Source organism: Streptomyces sp. NPDC047130, from assembly GCF_040643475.1.
Classification (GTDB): Bacteria; Actinomycetota; Actinomycetes; order Streptomycetales; family Streptomycetaceae; genus Streptomyces.
Genome location: NZ_JBEYUK010000003.1, coordinates 24,040 through 38,563 on the forward strand (window position 1 = coordinate 24,040; position 14,524 = coordinate 38,563).

Annotated in this window: 21 protein-coding genes; 8 read left to right on the forward strand and 13 right to left on the reverse strand. The window is 72.4% G+C overall.

The window, feature by feature from the left end:
- Positions 1-25: 25 nt before the first annotated feature.
- From ABZ836_RS05160 to ABZ836_RS05180, 5 genes are all read right to left on the reverse strand, one after another.
- Positions 26-820 (reverse strand): class I SAM-dependent methyltransferase, encoded by a 795-nt coding sequence (locus ABZ836_RS05160; protein ID WP_356127192.1) that lies wholly within the window; start codon positions 818-820, stop codon positions 26-28.
- 9 nt (positions 821-829) lie between these two features.
- The gene (locus ABZ836_RS05165; RefSeq protein WP_361139425.1) at positions 830-982 is read right to left on the reverse strand and encodes a hypothetical protein; all 153 of its coding nucleotides are present in this window, start codon (positions 980-982) and stop codon (positions 830-832) included.
- A gap of 41 nt (positions 983-1,023) precedes the next feature.
- Positions 1,024-1,719: a DUF998 domain-containing protein gene (locus ABZ836_RS05170; RefSeq protein WP_361139428.1), complete on the reverse strand. Its 696-nt coding sequence runs from the start codon at positions 1,717-1,719 to the stop codon at positions 1,024-1,026.
- A 194-nt stretch (positions 1,720-1,913) separates the two neighbouring features.
- Complete coding sequence (locus ABZ836_RS05175) at positions 1,914-2,327, reverse strand: VOC family protein (protein WP_361139431.1); 414 nt, start codon at positions 2,325-2,327, stop codon at positions 1,914-1,916.
- Between the two features lie 10 nt (positions 2,328-2,337).
- Positions 2,338-2,757: a helix-turn-helix transcriptional regulator gene (locus tag ABZ836_RS05180; protein ID WP_356127202.1), complete on the reverse strand. Its 420-nt coding sequence runs from the start codon at positions 2,755-2,757 to the stop codon at positions 2,338-2,340.
- A 98-nt stretch (positions 2,758-2,855) separates the two neighbouring features.
- Between ABZ836_RS05180 and ABZ836_RS05185 the strand changes: the two genes are divergently transcribed.
- Both ABZ836_RS05185 and ABZ836_RS05190 read left to right on the forward strand, forming a co-directional pair.
- Positions 2,856-3,830 (forward strand): LLM class F420-dependent oxidoreductase, encoded by a 975-nt coding sequence (locus ABZ836_RS05185; RefSeq protein ID WP_361139434.1) that lies wholly within the window; start codon positions 2,856-2,858, stop codon positions 3,828-3,830.
- Between the two features lie 91 nt (positions 3,831-3,921).
- Positions 3,922-4,365, forward strand: a complete 444-nt coding sequence (locus tag ABZ836_RS05190; protein WP_356127207.1) for an SsgA family sporulation/cell division regulator — start codon at positions 3,922-3,924, stop codon at positions 4,363-4,365.
- 196 nt (positions 4,366-4,561) lie between these two features.
- Here the strand turns inward: ABZ836_RS05190 and ABZ836_RS05195 are convergent, their stop codons facing one another.
- Positions 4,562-5,044 carry a DUF6328 family protein gene (locus ABZ836_RS05195; RefSeq protein WP_356128341.1) on the reverse strand — a complete coding sequence of 161 codons (483 nt, stop codon included), beginning with the start codon at positions 5,042-5,044 and terminating at the stop codon, positions 4,562-4,564.
- 686 nt (positions 5,045-5,730) lie between these two features.
- On the opposite strand from ABZ836_RS05195, the gene ABZ836_RS05200 reads away from it, so the two are divergent.
- Together ABZ836_RS05200 and ABZ836_RS05205 are read left to right on the forward strand one after the other, a co-directional pair.
- Positions 5,731-5,967 carry a hypothetical protein gene (locus tag ABZ836_RS05200; RefSeq protein ID WP_356127210.1) on the forward strand — a complete coding sequence of 79 codons (237 nt, stop codon included), beginning with the start codon at positions 5,731-5,733 and terminating at the stop codon, positions 5,965-5,967.
- Between the two features lie 131 nt (positions 5,968-6,098).
- Complete coding sequence (locus ABZ836_RS05205; RefSeq protein ID WP_356127213.1) at positions 6,099-6,446, forward strand: hypothetical protein; 348 nt, start codon at positions 6,099-6,101, stop codon at positions 6,444-6,446.
- A 113-nt stretch (positions 6,447-6,559) separates the two neighbouring features.
- On the opposite strand, the gene ABZ836_RS05210 is transcribed toward ABZ836_RS05205, so the two are convergent.
- On the reverse strand, positions 6,560-7,543 hold the full coding sequence (locus tag ABZ836_RS05210; RefSeq protein ID WP_356127216.1) for an aldo/keto reductase: 984 nt from the start codon (positions 7,541-7,543) through the stop codon (positions 6,560-6,562).
- 150 nt (positions 7,544-7,693) lie between these two features.
- Here ABZ836_RS05210 and ABZ836_RS05215 point away from each other — a divergent pair, with 150 nt between their 5' ends.
- Positions 7,694-8,146 (forward strand): SRPBCC family protein, encoded by a 453-nt coding sequence (locus ABZ836_RS05215; protein WP_356127218.1) that lies wholly within the window; start codon positions 7,694-7,696, stop codon positions 8,144-8,146.
- A gap of 49 nt (positions 8,147-8,195) precedes the next feature.
- On the opposite strand, the gene ABZ836_RS05220 is transcribed toward ABZ836_RS05215, so the two are convergent.
- From ABZ836_RS05220 to ABZ836_RS05230, 3 genes are all read right to left on the reverse strand, one after another.
- Positions 8,196-8,915, reverse strand: coding sequence for a ribonuclease H (locus ABZ836_RS05220; protein WP_356127221.1), 720 nt, complete (start codon positions 8,913-8,915; stop codon positions 8,196-8,198).
- A 64-nt stretch (positions 8,916-8,979) separates the two neighbouring features.
- Positions 8,980-9,777 (reverse strand): VOC family protein, encoded by a 798-nt coding sequence (locus tag ABZ836_RS05225; RefSeq protein WP_356127224.1) that lies wholly within the window; start codon positions 9,775-9,777, stop codon positions 8,980-8,982.
- 83 nt (positions 9,778-9,860) lie between these two features.
- On the reverse strand, positions 9,861-10,358 hold the full coding sequence (locus ABZ836_RS05230; RefSeq protein ID WP_356127227.1) for a VOC family protein: 498 nt from the start codon (positions 10,356-10,358) through the stop codon (positions 9,861-9,863).
- A 191-nt stretch (positions 10,359-10,549) separates the two neighbouring features.
- On the opposite strand from ABZ836_RS05230, the gene ABZ836_RS05235 reads away from it, so the two are divergent.
- On the forward strand, positions 10,550-11,200 hold the full coding sequence (locus tag ABZ836_RS05235; protein ID WP_361139442.1) for an ATP-dependent Clp protease proteolytic subunit: 651 nt from the start codon (positions 10,550-10,552) through the stop codon (positions 11,198-11,200).
- A gap of 2 nt (positions 11,201-11,202) precedes the next feature.
- Positions 11,203-11,796: an ATP-dependent Clp protease proteolytic subunit gene (locus ABZ836_RS05240; protein ID WP_361139445.1), complete on the forward strand. Its 594-nt coding sequence runs from the start codon at positions 11,203-11,205 to the stop codon at positions 11,794-11,796.
- A gap of 7 nt (positions 11,797-11,803) precedes the next feature.
- Here ABZ836_RS05240 and ABZ836_RS05245 read toward each other — a convergent pair whose 3' ends face one another.
- From ABZ836_RS05245 to mgrA, 3 genes are all read right to left on the reverse strand, one after another.
- Positions 11,804-12,151, reverse strand: a complete 348-nt coding sequence (locus ABZ836_RS05245) for a helix-turn-helix transcriptional regulator (RefSeq protein WP_361139448.1) — start codon at positions 12,149-12,151, stop codon at positions 11,804-11,806.
- 99 nt (positions 12,152-12,250) lie between these two features.
- A complete protein-coding gene (locus tag ABZ836_RS05250) occupies positions 12,251-12,703 on the reverse strand; it encodes an ATP-binding protein (protein ID WP_356127239.1) in 453 nt (150 codons plus the stop codon).
- 183 nt (positions 12,704-12,886) lie between these two features.
- Positions 12,887-13,885 carry an L-glyceraldehyde 3-phosphate reductase gene (gene mgrA / locus ABZ836_RS05255; protein ID WP_356127242.1) on the reverse strand — a complete coding sequence of 333 codons (999 nt, stop codon included), beginning with the start codon at positions 13,883-13,885 and terminating at the stop codon, positions 12,887-12,889.
- 111 nt (positions 13,886-13,996) lie between these two features.
- Between mgrA and ABZ836_RS05260 the strand changes: the two genes are divergently transcribed.
- A complete protein-coding gene (locus tag ABZ836_RS05260) occupies positions 13,997-14,506 on the forward strand; it encodes a DUF664 domain-containing protein (protein WP_361139453.1) in 510 nt (169 codons plus the stop codon).
- Positions 14,507-14,524: the final 18 nt, after the last annotated feature.

Genomic DNA, 14,524 nt, shown 5'->3' on the forward strand with positions numbered 1-14,524 from the left:
CGTGGAGACTCAGGCGCGGGGCGTCTCAGGCGCTGGGCGTCTCAGGCAGGGGCCCTGCCTTGCGGAAGAGCGCGGCCCACAGGAACGGCTCGCCGAACGTCCCGGAGGCGGGGTCCGGCTTCCGCATCCGGCGGAGCTCGGCCTCGGTGAGGTCGGAGAAGATCCAGCGGAGGTCGTCGGCGCCGTACGCCACTCCCCCGTGCAGGCGTGCCTCACGGTAGAGGTCGAGGTCGGAGAGCTCGGAGCCGGAGTTCTCGGAACCCACCGCGAAACAGCTCAGCCCGAAGGCCCCGCCGGGGGCCAGGAACCGGTCGAGGAAGGCCAGGTAGCTGACGCGCCGGTGCGGCGGCAGGTGGTGGAAGCAGCCCGAGTCGTAGATCAGGTCGTAGGGGCCGTCGAGGTCCCGCTCGGTGAGCGCGAACGCGTCCGCGCGGTGGAAGGCGACTGAACCGGCCCCCGCGTCCTCGGCCCGTTCCCGCGCCCAGGCCAGCGCCTTGGGCGACAGGTCCACGGCGTCCACGGTGAAGCCGTGCCGCGCCAGCAGCAGCGTGTTGCGTCCCGCGCCGCACCCGAGGTCGAGGGCGCGGCCCCGGGCGCCGAGGGTGACGGCCCCGTCGTCCAGCCAGGACGCCAGGCTCTCGTCGGGCCGCGCGACGAAGAACGGCACGCCCCGCGACCGGTCGGCGTAGAACCGGTCCCACCAGTCGGCTCCGCCCCCGTCCGTCCACCGGTCCGCCCCGGGCGCGAACAGCCCGTCCATCAGCCGGAGGACGTCCTCCACGGTACGAATGCTGCGCATGCTCTCCGGGGTGCGATCCATCCCGAAATCCTATAGGCGTAGGACCAGTTGGCCCAGGTCGCGCCGACCCCGCGCCAGGCCGTCCACGCCCTGCGCGGCTGCTCCCCGGACGTGCGCGTCACGGCCCTGGTACCGCTGCGTGCCCACCTCGCCCACCAGGGCGACGCCACGGTCACCGCCCACGCTTGCCGCGCCCCGACGAACCGTCCTCCGGCGGAACCTGATCAGGTGCGGCGTTCGCTGTCGCCGGGCAGGGGTGCGGGGCGGGCGGACCGTGTCGCGGGAGGCTCCCGGCCCACCCGGCCGAGGAGGCCGGTGAGGCCCAGGGCGAAGGTCCACAGGAGGAGGGGGAAGGCGGCGACGCGTTCCATGCCGCCCATGCCCAGGCCGAGGTACTGACGCACCAGCAGCAGGCCGCAGGCGGCGAAGGCGGTGAGGCCCAGGGCGGCCGCGGCGCGGCGCCAGGGGCATGGCACCCGGTCCGCCAGACCGGCCGCCGCCAGGACGAGGCCCGCGTTGCCCGCGCCCATCGCCAGGAGGGCGCCGAGGACGTGAAGGCTCTCGGCGGAGTCCGCGGGGGCCAGTCCGACCAGGGCGAAGCCCGCCGCAGCGGCGGCCAGCAGGGCGCGGGAGGCCGCCGCTGCCGGACCGCTGCCCCACCACGGGCGGGTGAGGAGCACTCCGGCCAGGAACAGCACGCCCAGGGTGACGAACGAGCCGTTCATCAGGGCGTGCTGGGGCGAGCAGACGTAGCGGGGGTCGGCGTCGCCCTGGACGGCACAGCGGACGTTGCCCAGGTCGCTGATGTTGTGCGCCGACCAGCTGTACGACGGTGTCCAGGCGGCCTCGACGACCGCGTGGGCCGCGAAGAACTGCGCCACGCCGACCGCCCAGGCGGCGCCGCCGAGCCGAGCCGTCACCTGTGCCTCCCCGGGGGCCGGGTGGGCCGGCCGGGTCGCTTTGCCCGACCCGCCCGCCGCTCTCTCCCCTCATGGTCCCCGCCCGCGCCCCGGTCGGCTCGACGGACCGGTGCGAACGGCTGACGCGCGCCCGGGACCGTGGCCGGGGCGGTGGCCGGGACGGCCGGGACGGCGTGGGGCGGGGCGGGGCGCGGTCAGCGGGCCTGCTGGAAGCGGATCATGTTCCCGGCCGGGTCGCGGAAGGCGCAGTCCCGCACGCCGTAGTGCTGGTCGGTGGGTTCCTGGAGCACCTCGCCGGCGCCGCTGGAACGGATGCGCTCGAAGGTGGCGTCGACGTCGCCGGTGGCGAAGATGACGCCCCGCAGCAGTCCCTTGGCCAGCAGTTCCGCCATGGCCCGACGGTCGGCGGGCGAGGCGTTCGGGTCGGCCAGCGGCGGTTCGAGCACCACGGCGACCTCGGGCTGTTCGGGGGACCCGAGGGTCACCCAGCGCATGTTCTCGAAGCCGACGTCGTTGCGGACCTCCAGCCCGAGGGCGTCGCGGTAGAAGGCGAGCGCCTTGTCGTGGTCGTCGACGGCGATGAAGCACTGCGAGAGCGTGATGTCCATGCGCTCCACGCTAGGCGCGCGGTCGGGCGTTCGCTTCTCCGTTCCTGACCGGTCGGGTGTAGAGCTTGGCGACGCACGGCGGGACGGCCGCCTCCGCCGAGTGGTCGCGGGCCCGGTAGGCGCTGGGGGTCTCGCCGACGAGCTCGGTGAAGCGCGAGCTGAAGGAGCCGAGGGAGGTACAGCCGACGGCGAAGCAGACCTCGGTGACCGAGAGGTCGCCCCGGCGCAGCAGCGCCTTGGCCCGCTCGACGCGGCGGGTCATCAGGTAGCTGTACGGGGTCTCGCCGAAGGCGGCGCGGAAGCTGCGCGAGAAGTGCCCCGGCGACATCAGCGCGACCCGGGCCAGCGCCGGGACGTCCAGCGGCTCCGCGTAGTCGCGGTCCATCGTGTCACGCGCCCGGCGCAGCCGGACCAGGTCCTCGAGCGTCACCCGTCCAGCCTCTCACGCGGCCTCATGGCGCGGCCCGCGGTGCGGCGCCCCGGCCGCCCGCGCGGTTTCCTGTCCGCTATGTCGGGAACGCGGCGGGCATGGTGCAAATCGGATACACGATGATGACCGAGCAGGCCGGGCCGCGGGAGCTGGTCGGACATGTGGTGCGGGCCGAGGAGGCGGGCTTCGACTTCTCGGTGACCTCGGACCACTACTTCCCCTGGCTGCGGGAGCAGGGGCACTCCCCGTACGCCTGGTCGGTCCTGGGCGCGGCGGCGCAGGCGACCTCGCGGATCCCGCTGATGACGTACGTGACCTGCCCGACCTTCCGGTACCACCCGGCCGTGGTGGCGCAGAAGGCGGCGACCGTGCAGTTGCTCTCGCAGGGCCGCTTCCGGCTGGGGCTGGGGTCCGGCGAGAACCTCAACGAGCACGTGGTCGGCGAGGGCTGGCCGGCGGTGGACGTGCGGCACGAGCGGTTCGAGGAGGCGGTGGAGATCATCCGCGCGCTCTTCGACGGAGGGCACGTCACGTACCACGGGGAGCACTACCAGGTGGACTCCGCCAAGCTGTGGGACCTGCCCGACGAGCCGCCGCCGATCGGCATCGCGGTCTCCGGCCGGCAGTCGTGCGAGCTGGCCGGGCACTACGCCGACCTGGTGATCGCCACGGAGCCGAAGAAGGAGCTGCTGGACCTGTTCGACCAGCACGGCGGCGAGGGCAAGCCGCGGGTCGGGCAGCTCCCGGTCTGTTTCGACCCGGACAAGGACGCCGCGATCGGGCGGGCGCACGACATGTTCCGGTGGTTCGGGCTGGGCTGGAAGGTCAACGCCGAGCTTCCGCACCCGGACTCCTTCGCCGCGGCCACCCAGTTCGTGACGCCGGACGACGTGGCGTCGTCGATCCCCTGCGGTGACGACCCCGAGGCCTTCGTCGAGGCGGTGCGACCGTACGTGGAGGCCGGTTTCACCGAGCTGGCCCTGGTCCAGATCGGCGGGGACGAGACCCAGTACCCGTTCCTAGAGTGGTCGGAGCGCACGCTGCTGCCCGAGTTGCGTAACGCCTTCGGCTGACCGGCGGCGCCCGGAAGTCGGCGGTCATGGGTGCGGGGAGTGGGGGTAACAGGGTGTGCACGGTACATCTTCCACTCCCCCGGAGGTCTCGATGAAGTCGAGCGCGTTCGTGCACAGGGCCGTTGTGATGCAGCTCCAGTCCGGCGGGAGCGGCAGCGACGCCAACCGTTTCGCGGTGCTCGCGCACCTGAGCTACGACCGCGACGACCCGTTCGCCGTCACCGCGACCTTCAGCCACGACGGGCGGGTGCTGGCCCGCTGGCGGCTGGCCCGCGAGATGCTCGCGGAAGGGCTGCGCCGCCCCGTCGGCGAGGGGGACGTGCGCTTCTCCCCCCGCTACGCCCGCGGCTGGCACGAGCTGCGCATGGACTTCTACGGGGAGCACCGGGGCGACGGCGAGCGTCACCACGCGGTGGTGCACGCCTGGGCACCGGCGGTGGAGCGGTTCCTGGACGAGAGCTACCGCGTGGTGGCCCCCGGCGACGAGCACGTCGAGGTGGACGGCTTCCTCTCGGAGCTGCTGGCGAACGGATGACGTGACGCCTCCGGGGCACGCGCGCGACACCCGCATCGCCGAGAAGAGCACCGCACGACATCGGAAAGGCCCGGCCCCGCGGAAGGGGCCGGGCCTTCCGCGTGTCGGGCCTTCCGCAGGGGCGGGTCTTTCGCGGGCGGGTCTTTCGCGGGGGCTCTCGCGGGCGGCTCTTGCGGGCGGCTCTAGCGGGGGCCGGTTACTTGGAGGTGTACCGGTAGCGGGTCCACAGCGGCAGCACGAACCAGCAGAGGATGTACCAGGCGAGCACGCCCGCGACCAGGAACGGCACATAGCCGTCGTGGGTGGCGACGCGGAGGATGAGCAGGAGCGCCGAGGTCATGGTGCCGAGCAGCAGCACCAGCCCGATGAAGGTGACCCGGGCCGCCCACTGGACGGCCTGCGGCTTCACCCGGCGGCCGGCGACGATGCGGTGCAGGGCGACGGGGGCGATGAGCGCGCCGGTCGTCAGGGCGCCGAGCACGACGGTGACGAGGTAGATCTTCCGGTCGGTGGAGCCGAGTTCCTCGTAGCCGGGCTGGAAGACGACGGTGAGGAGGAAGCCGAAGAGGATCTGCACGCCGGTCTGGGCGACCCTGACCTCCTGGATCAGCTCACCCCACTTCCGGTCGGCGGCCTCCTCCTGGGTCTCGTTGCGGCCTCTGTCGGGCCGCCGGCCTATGCCGCCGCCGAGACCGTCCTCGTCGTCACCGGATCGGTTGCCGGTCACCCTTCCTCCTGTCGCCGGGAGCACTGTCGACAGCCCCTTCTGCCCAGAGTTCCCCGGGCCAAGCGGTGTATGGGCCCACCCGCCGCGACCGGGACCGCCCCCGAAAGGCCGCGCACCGGCGGCGGCCACGGGCGCGGCGTGTTGACATCTCCCTGACCGGCATCGTCCCGACCCGGTCGCCCGTCTTCCGGCGGGCGACGACGCGTGCGGGGCGGCATGCCCCCTATCTCACGGAGGACGACATGGGACTCGACCGCATATCCCTGCTGCGCCGCACCGCCGCACCGCTCCTGGCCGCGACCTTGCTCGCGGGCGCCGCGGGGACGGCCGCGGCGGCGGGCACGAGCGGCGACGACGGCGGCCACGGGCACGGCCACGGTCAGCACGGCTGCTCGGACACCTGCCCCCGACCGGAGCCCGGTCCTCCCGGACCGGCGGGCCCCGCGGGCCCGGCCGGGCCCCAGGGAGTCGCCGGCCCGGCAGGACCCGAAGGACCCGCGGGCCGGCCCGGTCCCGCCGGCCCCGAGGGCGCCGCCGGCCCGGCAGGACCCGAGGGACCCCCCGGACCCGAAGGACCAGCAGGACCCGAAGGACCCGCCGGCCCCGCAGGGCCGACTCTGCCGACCGAGATCCGCCAGGTGAGCCCCGACCTGACTGCCGGCGTCAACACCGCGAGCGTCGACTGCCTGGACGGCTACTCCGTCACCGGCGGCGGCCTGGTGACCCCGCTCGGCGGCAACAACCTGACGACGCAGCTGTATCAGTCCTACCCCTCCGACGGGGACACCTGGACCGTGTCGTTCGTGAACTCGGCGGGCACCACCGGCACCTACACCGTCTACGCGGTGTGCATCCCCGTGACGGAAGCGGACTGACACCGCCCGGCGGCGCCGCGCGCCCCCGGTCCCGGTCGGATGCGGAGACTTCCGGTTTCGGGGATCGGACGCACGGTTACCCGTCGGACTGCAAGAAGCCAGGCGATCTCGGCCGAGGGGGCCCGCGGAACATGACCGGCACACAGCTCACCATCACCCTCAGCGGCGGACACTGCACCGACGCGCAGGCGGTCCTCCGTGTGCTGGAGCCCGTCTTCGGTCCTCCGGACTCACAGCCCGAGGACGAGCACGCCACGGTGCACACCGCCATCTTCGGCGGGTCGGAGGGTTCGGCCCCCACCCCGCCGGACGAGTCGGGACGCACCGGCGTCGCCGAACCGGTGACCGTCACCCTGCAGGGCACGCCCGAGGCGGTCCACAAGGCGGGCGAGGCGCTCTCCGGGGCGTTCACTGTGCGTGACAAGGGCAGCGTCTCCGGGGACCAGGAACTGGAGCAGGAGCTGCTCGTCGAGGCCTGACGGCCGCACCGCTGCCGCCACGCCGAGGGCGGGGCCGTTCCGACACCGGAACGGCCCCGCCCTCACTCGTGCCCGCCCTCACTCATGCCCGCGGTCACTCGGGCCCGCGGTGACTACCAGCGGTTCTCGACCTGCTCCTTGATCCGGCCGTCGTAGAGGTCGCGGATCGCGGCCAGCGTCTCCTCGGAGAGCGGCGGCAGCGCGGCCGCGGCGGCGTTGGCGCGGGCCTGCTCGGGGTTGCGGGCGCCGGGGATCACCGTGGTGACGCCGGGCTGCTGCATGATCCAGCGCAGCGCCGTCTGGGCCGGGGTGAAGCCCGCGGGGGCCAGGCCGGAGAACTCCGCGGCGGCCTCGACACCGGTCTCGTAGTCGACGCCGGAGAAGGTCTCGCCCTGGTCGAAGGCCTCGCCGTGCCGGTTGAAGGAGCGGTGGTCGTTGGCGGCGAAGACCGTGTCCTTGGTGTACCGGCCGGAGAGCAGGCCGGAGGCGAGCGGGACGCGGGCGATGATGCCCACGCCGGCCTCGCGGGCGGCGGGCAGCACCTCCAGCAGCGGCTTCATCCGGAACGGGTTGAGGATGATCTGCACGCTCGCCACGTGGGGCCGCGCGATGGCGGTGAGCGCCTCGGCGCAGGTCTCGACGCTTACGCCGTAGGCGGCGACGCGCCCCTCCTCGACCAGGGTGTCCAGGGCGTCGAACACCTCGTCGGTGGAGTAGACGGGGGTGGGCGGGCAGTGCAGCTGGACCAGGTCGAGCCGGTCCACGCCGAGGTTGCGGCGGGAGCGGTCGTTCCAGGCCCGGAAGTTCTCCAGGACGTAGTTCTCCGGGATCTGGTCGACCCGGCGGCCCATCTTGGTGGCGACCGTGATGTCGAGGTCCGGGCGGCCGCGCAGAAAGGCGGCGATGGTCTGCTCGCTGCGCCCGTCGCCGTAGACGTCCGCGGTGTCGAAGAAGGTGATGCCGGACTCCGCCGCGGCGTCGAGGACCGCCAGGGCGTCCTTCTCGTCGACGTCGCCCCAGTCGGCGCCCAGCTGCCAGGTGCCGAGTCCGATGACCGAGAGGCTCTGACCCGACCTGCCGATTACTCGCTGTTCCATGCCGTCAGTCTGTCACGGGGCCCGGACCGCTCCCACGCGGGCGGCGGTCGCCGCCGGAGAGCTCCGTTCCGTTTCTTCCGGCGAGCCGGTTTGCCGGAGAGGCGGGCGGCAAGACGCAAGTCACGCAAGCTACACGAAGGAGGACATCACGTGTCCGTGATCGAGGAATCCATCGAGGTCCGAGTTCCTGTGCACACCGCGTACAACCAGTGGACGCAGTTCGAGACCTTCCCCGAGTTCATGAGCGGGGTCGAGCGGATCGAGCAGCGCACCGACACGCTCACCCACTGGGTCACCAAGGTGGACGGCGTCAAGCGTGAGTTCGACGCCGAGATCACCGAGCAGATCCCGGACGAGTGCGTCAGCTGGACCACCGTCGGCGGGGAGACCAAGCAGGAGGGCCGGGTGACCTTCCAGCAGGTCGCCCCCGGCGCCACCAAGGTGAACCTGCGCATGCGCCTCCAGCCGGAGGGTGCCGCCGAGAAGATCGGCGACAAGCTGGGCTTCGTCGAGCGCAACGCCAAGGCCGACCTGCAGCGCTTCAAGAAGTTCATCGAGGAGCGCGGCACCGAGACCGGCGAGTGGCGCGGCACCGTCCTCTGACGGCGCTCCGGGCGCCGCTCCGACGGCGCCACGCCCGGCGCAGGCCGGCTCAGCCGGCCGCGCGGCACTCCGGATGGCCCCAGCCCTGGTCGTTCTTGGCGATGGACCCGCCCGCCGGATAGCCGCGTCCGCAGACTCCGCACCTGCCGGGGAACTTGGCCTTGATGGTCCTCGCCGAAGCCCCGGCCGAGGCGGCCCGCCCGCCCGTACGCGCACCGCGCGTGCGGGCGGGCGTCTTCCTGCCCGCGGGCGTCGGCGAGGGCGGGGGCTCCGGCGAACCGAGGGCGCTGCCCGCGGGCTGCTGGGCGCTCGCCGCCTGGCTGGCGGCCCGGTCCGCGAAGTCGTTGAGCGGGTCGCCGTCCACCTGGTGGGCGGCGACGTGGCGGAACTCGACGGTGCGTCCGGCGAGCAGTTCGTCGATCCGGACGACGAGTTCCCGGTTGGCGACCGGCTTGCCCGCGGCGGTCTTCCAGCCGTTGCGCTTCCAGCCGGGGAGCCAGGTGGTGACGGCCTTCATGGCGTACTGGGAGTCCATCCGGACCTCCAGCGGCACCGCGGGGTCGGTGGCCGCGAGCAGCCGCTCGAGGGCGGTCAGCTCGGCGATGTTGTTCGTGGCGGTGCCGAGGGGTCCGGCCTCCCAGCGGGTGGGGATGTCCGGGGTGGTCCCGCTCTCGGCGAGGACCCACGCCCAGGCGGCGGGACCGGGGTTTCCCTTGCAGGCGCCGTCGCAGGCGGCGACCAGTCGTTCAGCACGCATGGATCCGATCATCCCACGCACGGCCCGCGGTCCCGCCCCCGAGGGGAACGGGACCGCGGGCCCGTTGCGGCGCCGGTCAGCCGACCTCGTTCAGCTGCGGCATCTCGCCCTCGGTCTTCTCGGGGTCGAGGAGCGAGAACGGCGCGCCCTGCGGGTCGGTGAGCGTGGCGAAGCGGCCGAAGGGGCTGGTCACCGGGCCGAACTGGACCTGGGCGCCCAGCTTCCGGGCCTTGTCGACGGCCTCGTCGCAGTCGGAGACCGTGAAGTAGACGTTGACGAACGCCGGGGCCTCCGGCGGGAACTCCTCCGTCATCCGCATCCGGCCGAGCAGCGGGGCGCCGTTCAGCTCGTAGACGCGGAAGTCGATCTCGCCGTCGCGCATGTCCTTCTGCGTGTAGGAGAAGACCTTCGGGAAGAACCCGTCCGACTTCTCGGCCTCACGGGTGTAGATCTCGGCCCAGCAGTAGGCGCCGGGCGTGCCGACGGCGTCGAAACCCGTGTGCTTGCCGGACTGCCAGAGGCCGAAGGCGACGCCGCCGGGGTCGCGGGCGATGCACATCGTGCCGTAGTCGGCGACCTGCATCGGCTCCAGGACGATCTCTCCACCGTTCTCGCGGATGCGGGCCGCGGTGGCCTCGGCGTCGGCGGTGGCGAGGTAGAGGCACCAGGCGGACTGCTCCTCGGCGCCGGGCATCGGCGGGACGACCGCGGCGACGGCCTTCCCGTCCGCGTAGGCCTCGGTGTAGTTGCCGAACTCGCTGCTGGACTCGCCGAAGGTCCAGCCGAGGACCTCGCCGTAGAACTTCTTGGCCCCCTCCAGGTCCGCGAACATCGCGTCCGCCCAGATCGGGGTGCCCTCGGGTTGTGCGGCCATGGTGCGGCCTCCGTTCGTGGTGGTTCGGTTCTCACGCTAGTCAGGTACGGCCCGCCCCGCGCGTCGACGGCGGGCCGCGGCGGTCAGGCCGCTTCGGCGGCGGCGCGGAGCTCGGCGACGTCGAGCCGCCGCATCGTGAGCATCGCGGCCATCGCGCGGGCGGCCTTCGCCCGGTCGGGGTCACGCATGATCTCGAGGGCCTCCTTGGGGATGACCTGCCAGGACAGCCCGTACTTGTCCTTGAGCCAGCCGCACTGGCTCTCCTGGCCGCCGTCGCCGACCAGCGTGTTCCAGTAGTGGTCGGCCTCCTTCTGGCTGTCGCACATGATCTGGAAGGAGATCGCCTCGTCGAAGTGGAACAGGGGTCCGCCGTCCAGGGCGGAGAACCGCTGGCCGTTGACGGTGAAGAGGACCTCGGCGACCGACCCCTCGTCGTCGGGGACGATGCGCTCGGGGCCGGTCTCGGAGAACCGGTCGACGCGCTCGATCCGGGAGTCCGGGAAGACCGAGACGTAGTAGTTGGCCGCTTCCTCCGCCTGGTTGTCGAACCAGAGGCAGGTGATGAATCCGTTGATGTCCATCGGTTCCTCCCGATTGTCCGCCGTTCACCACTGTCGACCCGTGGCGCCGGCGAAACTCATCGGCCCGCGGCCGTCTCCCCGGGATCTGCCGTCGGCGAATCTGCCGCAGGCAGAGAAATGCCCTGGTGGGACGAGGTCGGGGGCACAGTCGAAGCAGACCCTTCCGGCACGAGTCCTCAGGAGGACCCGCGATGTTCCCACCGCTCGCCCAAGGACCGTACGGCGCTCCCCGCGCCCAGGACGGTGACACCCCGTACTCGCGTTTCGACGACCAGCTGGCCCAGGCGCTGCTGGCGCAGCGGATCGTGGTGCTCGGCACCCAGGTCGACGAGGTGTCCGCCAACCGGGTCTGCGCCCAGCTGCTGGTGCTGTCCGCGGAGGACCCGCGGACCGACATCGGCCTCTACATCAACAGCCCCGGCGGCTCGGTGACGGCCGGGCTGGCCGTCTACGACACCATGCGGGCGATCCCGAACGACGTGTCGACCCTGGCGATGGGATTCGCGGCCAGCATGGGCCAGTTCCTGCTGACGGTGGGCGCACCGGGCAAGCGGTACGCGCTGCCCAACGCGCGGATCATGATGCACCAGCCGTCCGCCGGCATCGGCGGCTCGGCCGCGGACATCGAGATCCAGGCGGAGAACCTCGAGTTCACCCGGGGGCAGATCGAGCGGATCCTCGCCGAGCACACCGGTCGGACGCGGGAGACCATCGCCCGGGACTCCGACCGCGACCGCTGGTTCACCGCGGAGCAGGCCAAGGAGTACGGCATGGTCGACCGTCTCGTGGACTCCTTCGACGAGGTGCGTCCCAGCGCCTCCCGACGCCGGACGGGGCTGTGATCATGGGAAGCTACACGGTTCCGTACGTGACGGAGCGCACCGCGCGGGGTGAGCGGTCCTACGACGTCTTCAGCCGCCTGCTGTCGGAGCGGATCGTCTTCCTGGGCACCGAGATCGACGACGGCGTGGCGAACGTGGTCATCGCCCAGCTGCTCCACCTGGAGTCCGAGGCCCCCGACCAGGAGATCGCGCTGTACCTCAACTCCCCCGGCGGATCGGTCACGTCGCTGATGGCCGTCTACGACACCATGCGCTTCGTGCGCGCGCCGATCGCCACCTTCTGCGTGGGGCAGGCGGCGTCGACGGCGGCGGTGCTGCTGGCGGGCGGCGATCCGGGGCGGCGGTTCGTGCTGGACCACTCGCGGGTGCTGCTGGGGCAGCCGGCCAGCGCGGGCAGCCAGGGGACGGTGGCCGACCTGGCGCTGCGGGCCCGGGAGATGGGCCGGATCCGCGCCCAGATGGAGGAGGTGCTGTCCCGGCACACGGGCCACGACACGGCCACGCTGCGCGCCGACATGGACCGGGACAGGGTGTTCACCGCGCGGGAGGCGGTGGCCTACGGGCTGGCGGACGAGGTGCTCACCGAGCGCCTCTGAGGCTGCGTCAGGCCGCCAGGCACAGACCGCCGCGGTGCGGGACGCCCGACGACAGGGCCGTGGACCGGGTGGTGAGGTCGCTGTGCACGCGGATCAGCAGGTCTCCGAGGCCCAGGCCGAGGGCTCGGGCGGCGGCGGCCAGGACCTCCGAGGAGGCTTCCTTGCGGCCCCGCTCGAGCTCGGAGAGGTAGGGCATGGAGATCCGTGCCGCCTCGGCGACCTCCTTCAGCGTGCGTCCCTGGGCGAGCCTCTCGCGCCGGAGCGCCTCGCCGACGAGGTCGCGCCACAGCGGCTCCTTGGCCCGGCCGGGGCGGCGGAGGGGAACGGGGGTCCGGGAAGATGCGTGGTCGCTCACCCTGTTCAGCCTAGGCCGCGCTCCGGCCCCGGCAAGACCGCCCGCAGGGGTTCCGCTCAGAGGTGAATCGCGATCGGGCGGGCACGGGGGCGCGGAGGGTCAGCGCTCGAGGCGGAGGGTGGCCCGTATCCGCTTGCCGACCGGGACGCGCTCCACGACGACCTCGTCGGCGAGCGCGTGGACGATCTCCAGGCCGTGCCGGCCGACCCGCTCGGGGTCGCGGGGGAAGATCTTGGGGAGGGCCACGCTGCTGTCGTAAACCGTGACGGTCACGCGGTGGTCCGAACCCTCGAGTTCGAGGATGTAGGGGCCGTGGCTGTGACGGTCCGCGTTGGTCACCAGTTCGCTGACCACCAGGAGGAGTTCGGCGCCGTACCGTTCGTCGGCCGTCGCGCACCACTCGTTCCTCAACTGCTCGAGGAAGTGCCCCGCGAACTCACGCGCCTCGGCGATGCACCCCGGTTCACCGGTGAAGTGCGTCGCACGCCGCAGAGGTTCCACGGGGACGTCGAAGCCCGTCGTCACCACGGTCCCGTCCAGGTGCTCGATCATGCGTTTCTCTCTCGGATGCCGGCCCGGCCGGATACTGATGCGCCTGTCCTTGTACCCGGGTCCGGCCACGGCACTCCCCCCATTTTGAGGTACGCGTAACCGTGTGTACACACGGCGTGGTCCCTGTGGGGCCCTGGGGGCCCGTTCTGTCGCACAGGAACCACGCCGGTGGCCCTTCGGGGATCAGCCGGCGGCGCGGACGATCGCGTCGATCCGGGACAGCTCGTCGTCATCGAAGTCCAGGTTGCCGATGGCGGCGACGGAGTCCTCGAGCTGCTGCGGGCTGCTGGCGCCGACCAGGGCGGAGGTGACCCTGCCGCCCCGCAGCACCCAGGCGAGCGCCATCTGGGCCAGCGACTGGCCGCGGTCGGCGGCGATCCCGTTCAGCGCGCGCAGGTGGCCCACGAGTTCCGAGGTGACCTTGTCGGCGGTCAGGAAGGGGCTGTCGCTCGCGGCGCGGGAGCCCTCCGGGATGCCGTCGAGGTAACGGCCGGTGAGCAGCCCCTGCTCCAGCGGCGAGTAGACGATCGACCCGACCTGGAGCTCGTCCAGCGCGTCGAGCAGACCGGTCTCCTCGGGGCGCCGGTCGAGCATCGAGTAGCGCGGCTGGTGGATCAGCAGCGGCGTGCCGAGGCCGGCGAGGATCCGGGCGGCCTCGCGGGTCTCCTCCGGCGAGTAGTTCGACACGCCGACGTAGAGCGCCTTGCCCTGCTGCACGGCGGAGTGCAGCGCGCCCATGGTCTCCTCGAGCGGGGTGTCCGGGTCGGGACGGTGCGAGTAGAAGATGTCGACGTACTCGAGCCCCATCCGCGACAGGCTCCGGTCGAGCGAGGAGAGCAGGTACTTGCGCGAGCCCCATTCGCCGTACGGGCCGTCCCACATCAGGTAGCCGGCCTTGGTGGAGATCACCATCTCGTCGCGGTACGGGCGCAGGTCGGCCTTGAGGGCCTCGCCGAAGGCGGACTCGGCGGCGCCGGGCGGCGGGCCGTAGTTGTTGGCCAGGTCGAAGTGGGTGACGCCCAGGTCGAACGCGCGCCGCAGGATGGCCCGCTGGGTCTCGACCGGGCGGTCGGGACCGAAGTTGTGCCACAGGCCGAGCGAGAGCGCGGGCAGCTTCAGGCCGCTGCGTCCGGTGCGCCGGTAGGGCATCCGCTCGTAGCGGTCGGGATGGGCGGTGTACAACGCGACTCCTGGTGGTGGACGTGTCCGGTACTGCGCGATCACTCTTCCTCACCACCCCTCCCCCGGTCCAACCGCCGAGCGGGGCGGCCCGATCGGGCGGAGGCTGGAGGTATGCACGCACGGGACATTCTGATCGACGGATACGGCCGGATCCGCGAGGAGGTACACGCGGCGGTCCAGGGCCTGGACGCCTGGCAGCTCGCCGCGCGCCCCGACGCGGAGGCGAATCCGGTGGCCTGGCTGGTGTGGCACCTGACCCGGGTCCAGGACGACCACGTCGCGGACGCGGCCGGCCTGGAGCAGGTGTGGACGGCCCAGGACTGGCACGGCCGTTTCGGCCTGGACCTGCCGGTCTCCGACACCGGCTTCGGGCACGACGCCGCGAGGGTCGCCGCGGTGCGGGTGGACTCCGCGGACCTGCTGACCGGGTACCACGACGCGGTCCACGAGCAGACGCTCGGCTTCCTGCGCTCCCTGACGGCGGGCGAGCTGGAGCGGATCGTCGACGAGGGGTGGGATCCGCCGGTGACGCTGGGAGTGCGGCTGGTCAGCGTGCTCTCGGACGACCTCCAGCACGTCGGGCAGGCGGCCTACGTCCGGGGGCTGGTCGAGCGCATGTGACCCGCATTACACATAACG

What these genes read in the sequence shown, in the direction of transcription:
- ABZ836_RS05210 (WP_356127216.1), bottom strand. Translation starts at nt 7,543, where the DNA reads ATGGAACAGCGAGTAATCGGCAGGTCGGGTCAGAGCCTCTCGGTCATC.
- ABZ836_RS05260 (WP_361139453.1), top strand. Translation starts at nt 13,997, where the DNA reads ATGCACGCACGGGACATTCTGATCGACGGATACGGCCGGATCCGCGAG.
- ABZ836_RS05220 (WP_356127221.1), bottom strand. Translation starts at nt 8,915, where the DNA reads ATGATCGGATCCATGCGTGCTGAACGACTGGTCGCCGCCTGCGACGGC.
- ABZ836_RS05235 (WP_361139442.1), top strand. Translation starts at nt 10,550, where the DNA reads ATGTTCCCACCGCTCGCCCAAGGACCGTACGGCGCTCCCCGCGCCCAG.
- ABZ836_RS05160 (WP_356127192.1), bottom strand. Translation starts at nt 820, where the DNA reads ATGGATCGCACCCCGGAGAGCATGCGCAGCATTCGTACCGTGGAGGAC.
- ABZ836_RS05225 (WP_356127224.1), bottom strand. Translation starts at nt 9,777, where the DNA reads ATGGCCGCACAACCCGAGGGCACCCCGATCTGGGCGGACGCGATGTTC.
- ABZ836_RS05250 (WP_356127239.1), bottom strand. Translation starts at nt 12,703, where the DNA reads ATGATCGAGCACCTGGACGGGACCGTGGTGACGACGGGCTTCGACGTC.
- ABZ836_RS05190 (WP_356127207.1), top strand. Translation starts at nt 3,922, where the DNA reads ATGAAGTCGAGCGCGTTCGTGCACAGGGCCGTTGTGATGCAGCTCCAG.
- ABZ836_RS05240 (WP_361139445.1), top strand. Translation starts at nt 11,203, where the DNA reads ATGGGAAGCTACACGGTTCCGTACGTGACGGAGCGCACCGCGCGGGGT.
- ABZ836_RS05205 (WP_356127213.1), top strand. Translation starts at nt 6,099, where the DNA reads ATGACCGGCACACAGCTCACCATCACCCTCAGCGGCGGACACTGCACC.
- ABZ836_RS05185 (WP_361139434.1), top strand. Translation starts at nt 2,856, where the DNA reads ATGGTGCAAATCGGATACACGATGATGACCGAGCAGGCCGGGCCGCGG.
- ABZ836_RS05230 (WP_356127227.1), bottom strand. Translation starts at nt 10,358, where the DNA reads ATGGACATCAACGGATTCATCACCTGCCTCTGGTTCGACAACCAGGCG.
- ABZ836_RS05175 (WP_361139431.1), bottom strand. Translation starts at nt 2,327, where the DNA reads ATGGACATCACGCTCTCGCAGTGCTTCATCGCCGTCGACGACCACGAC.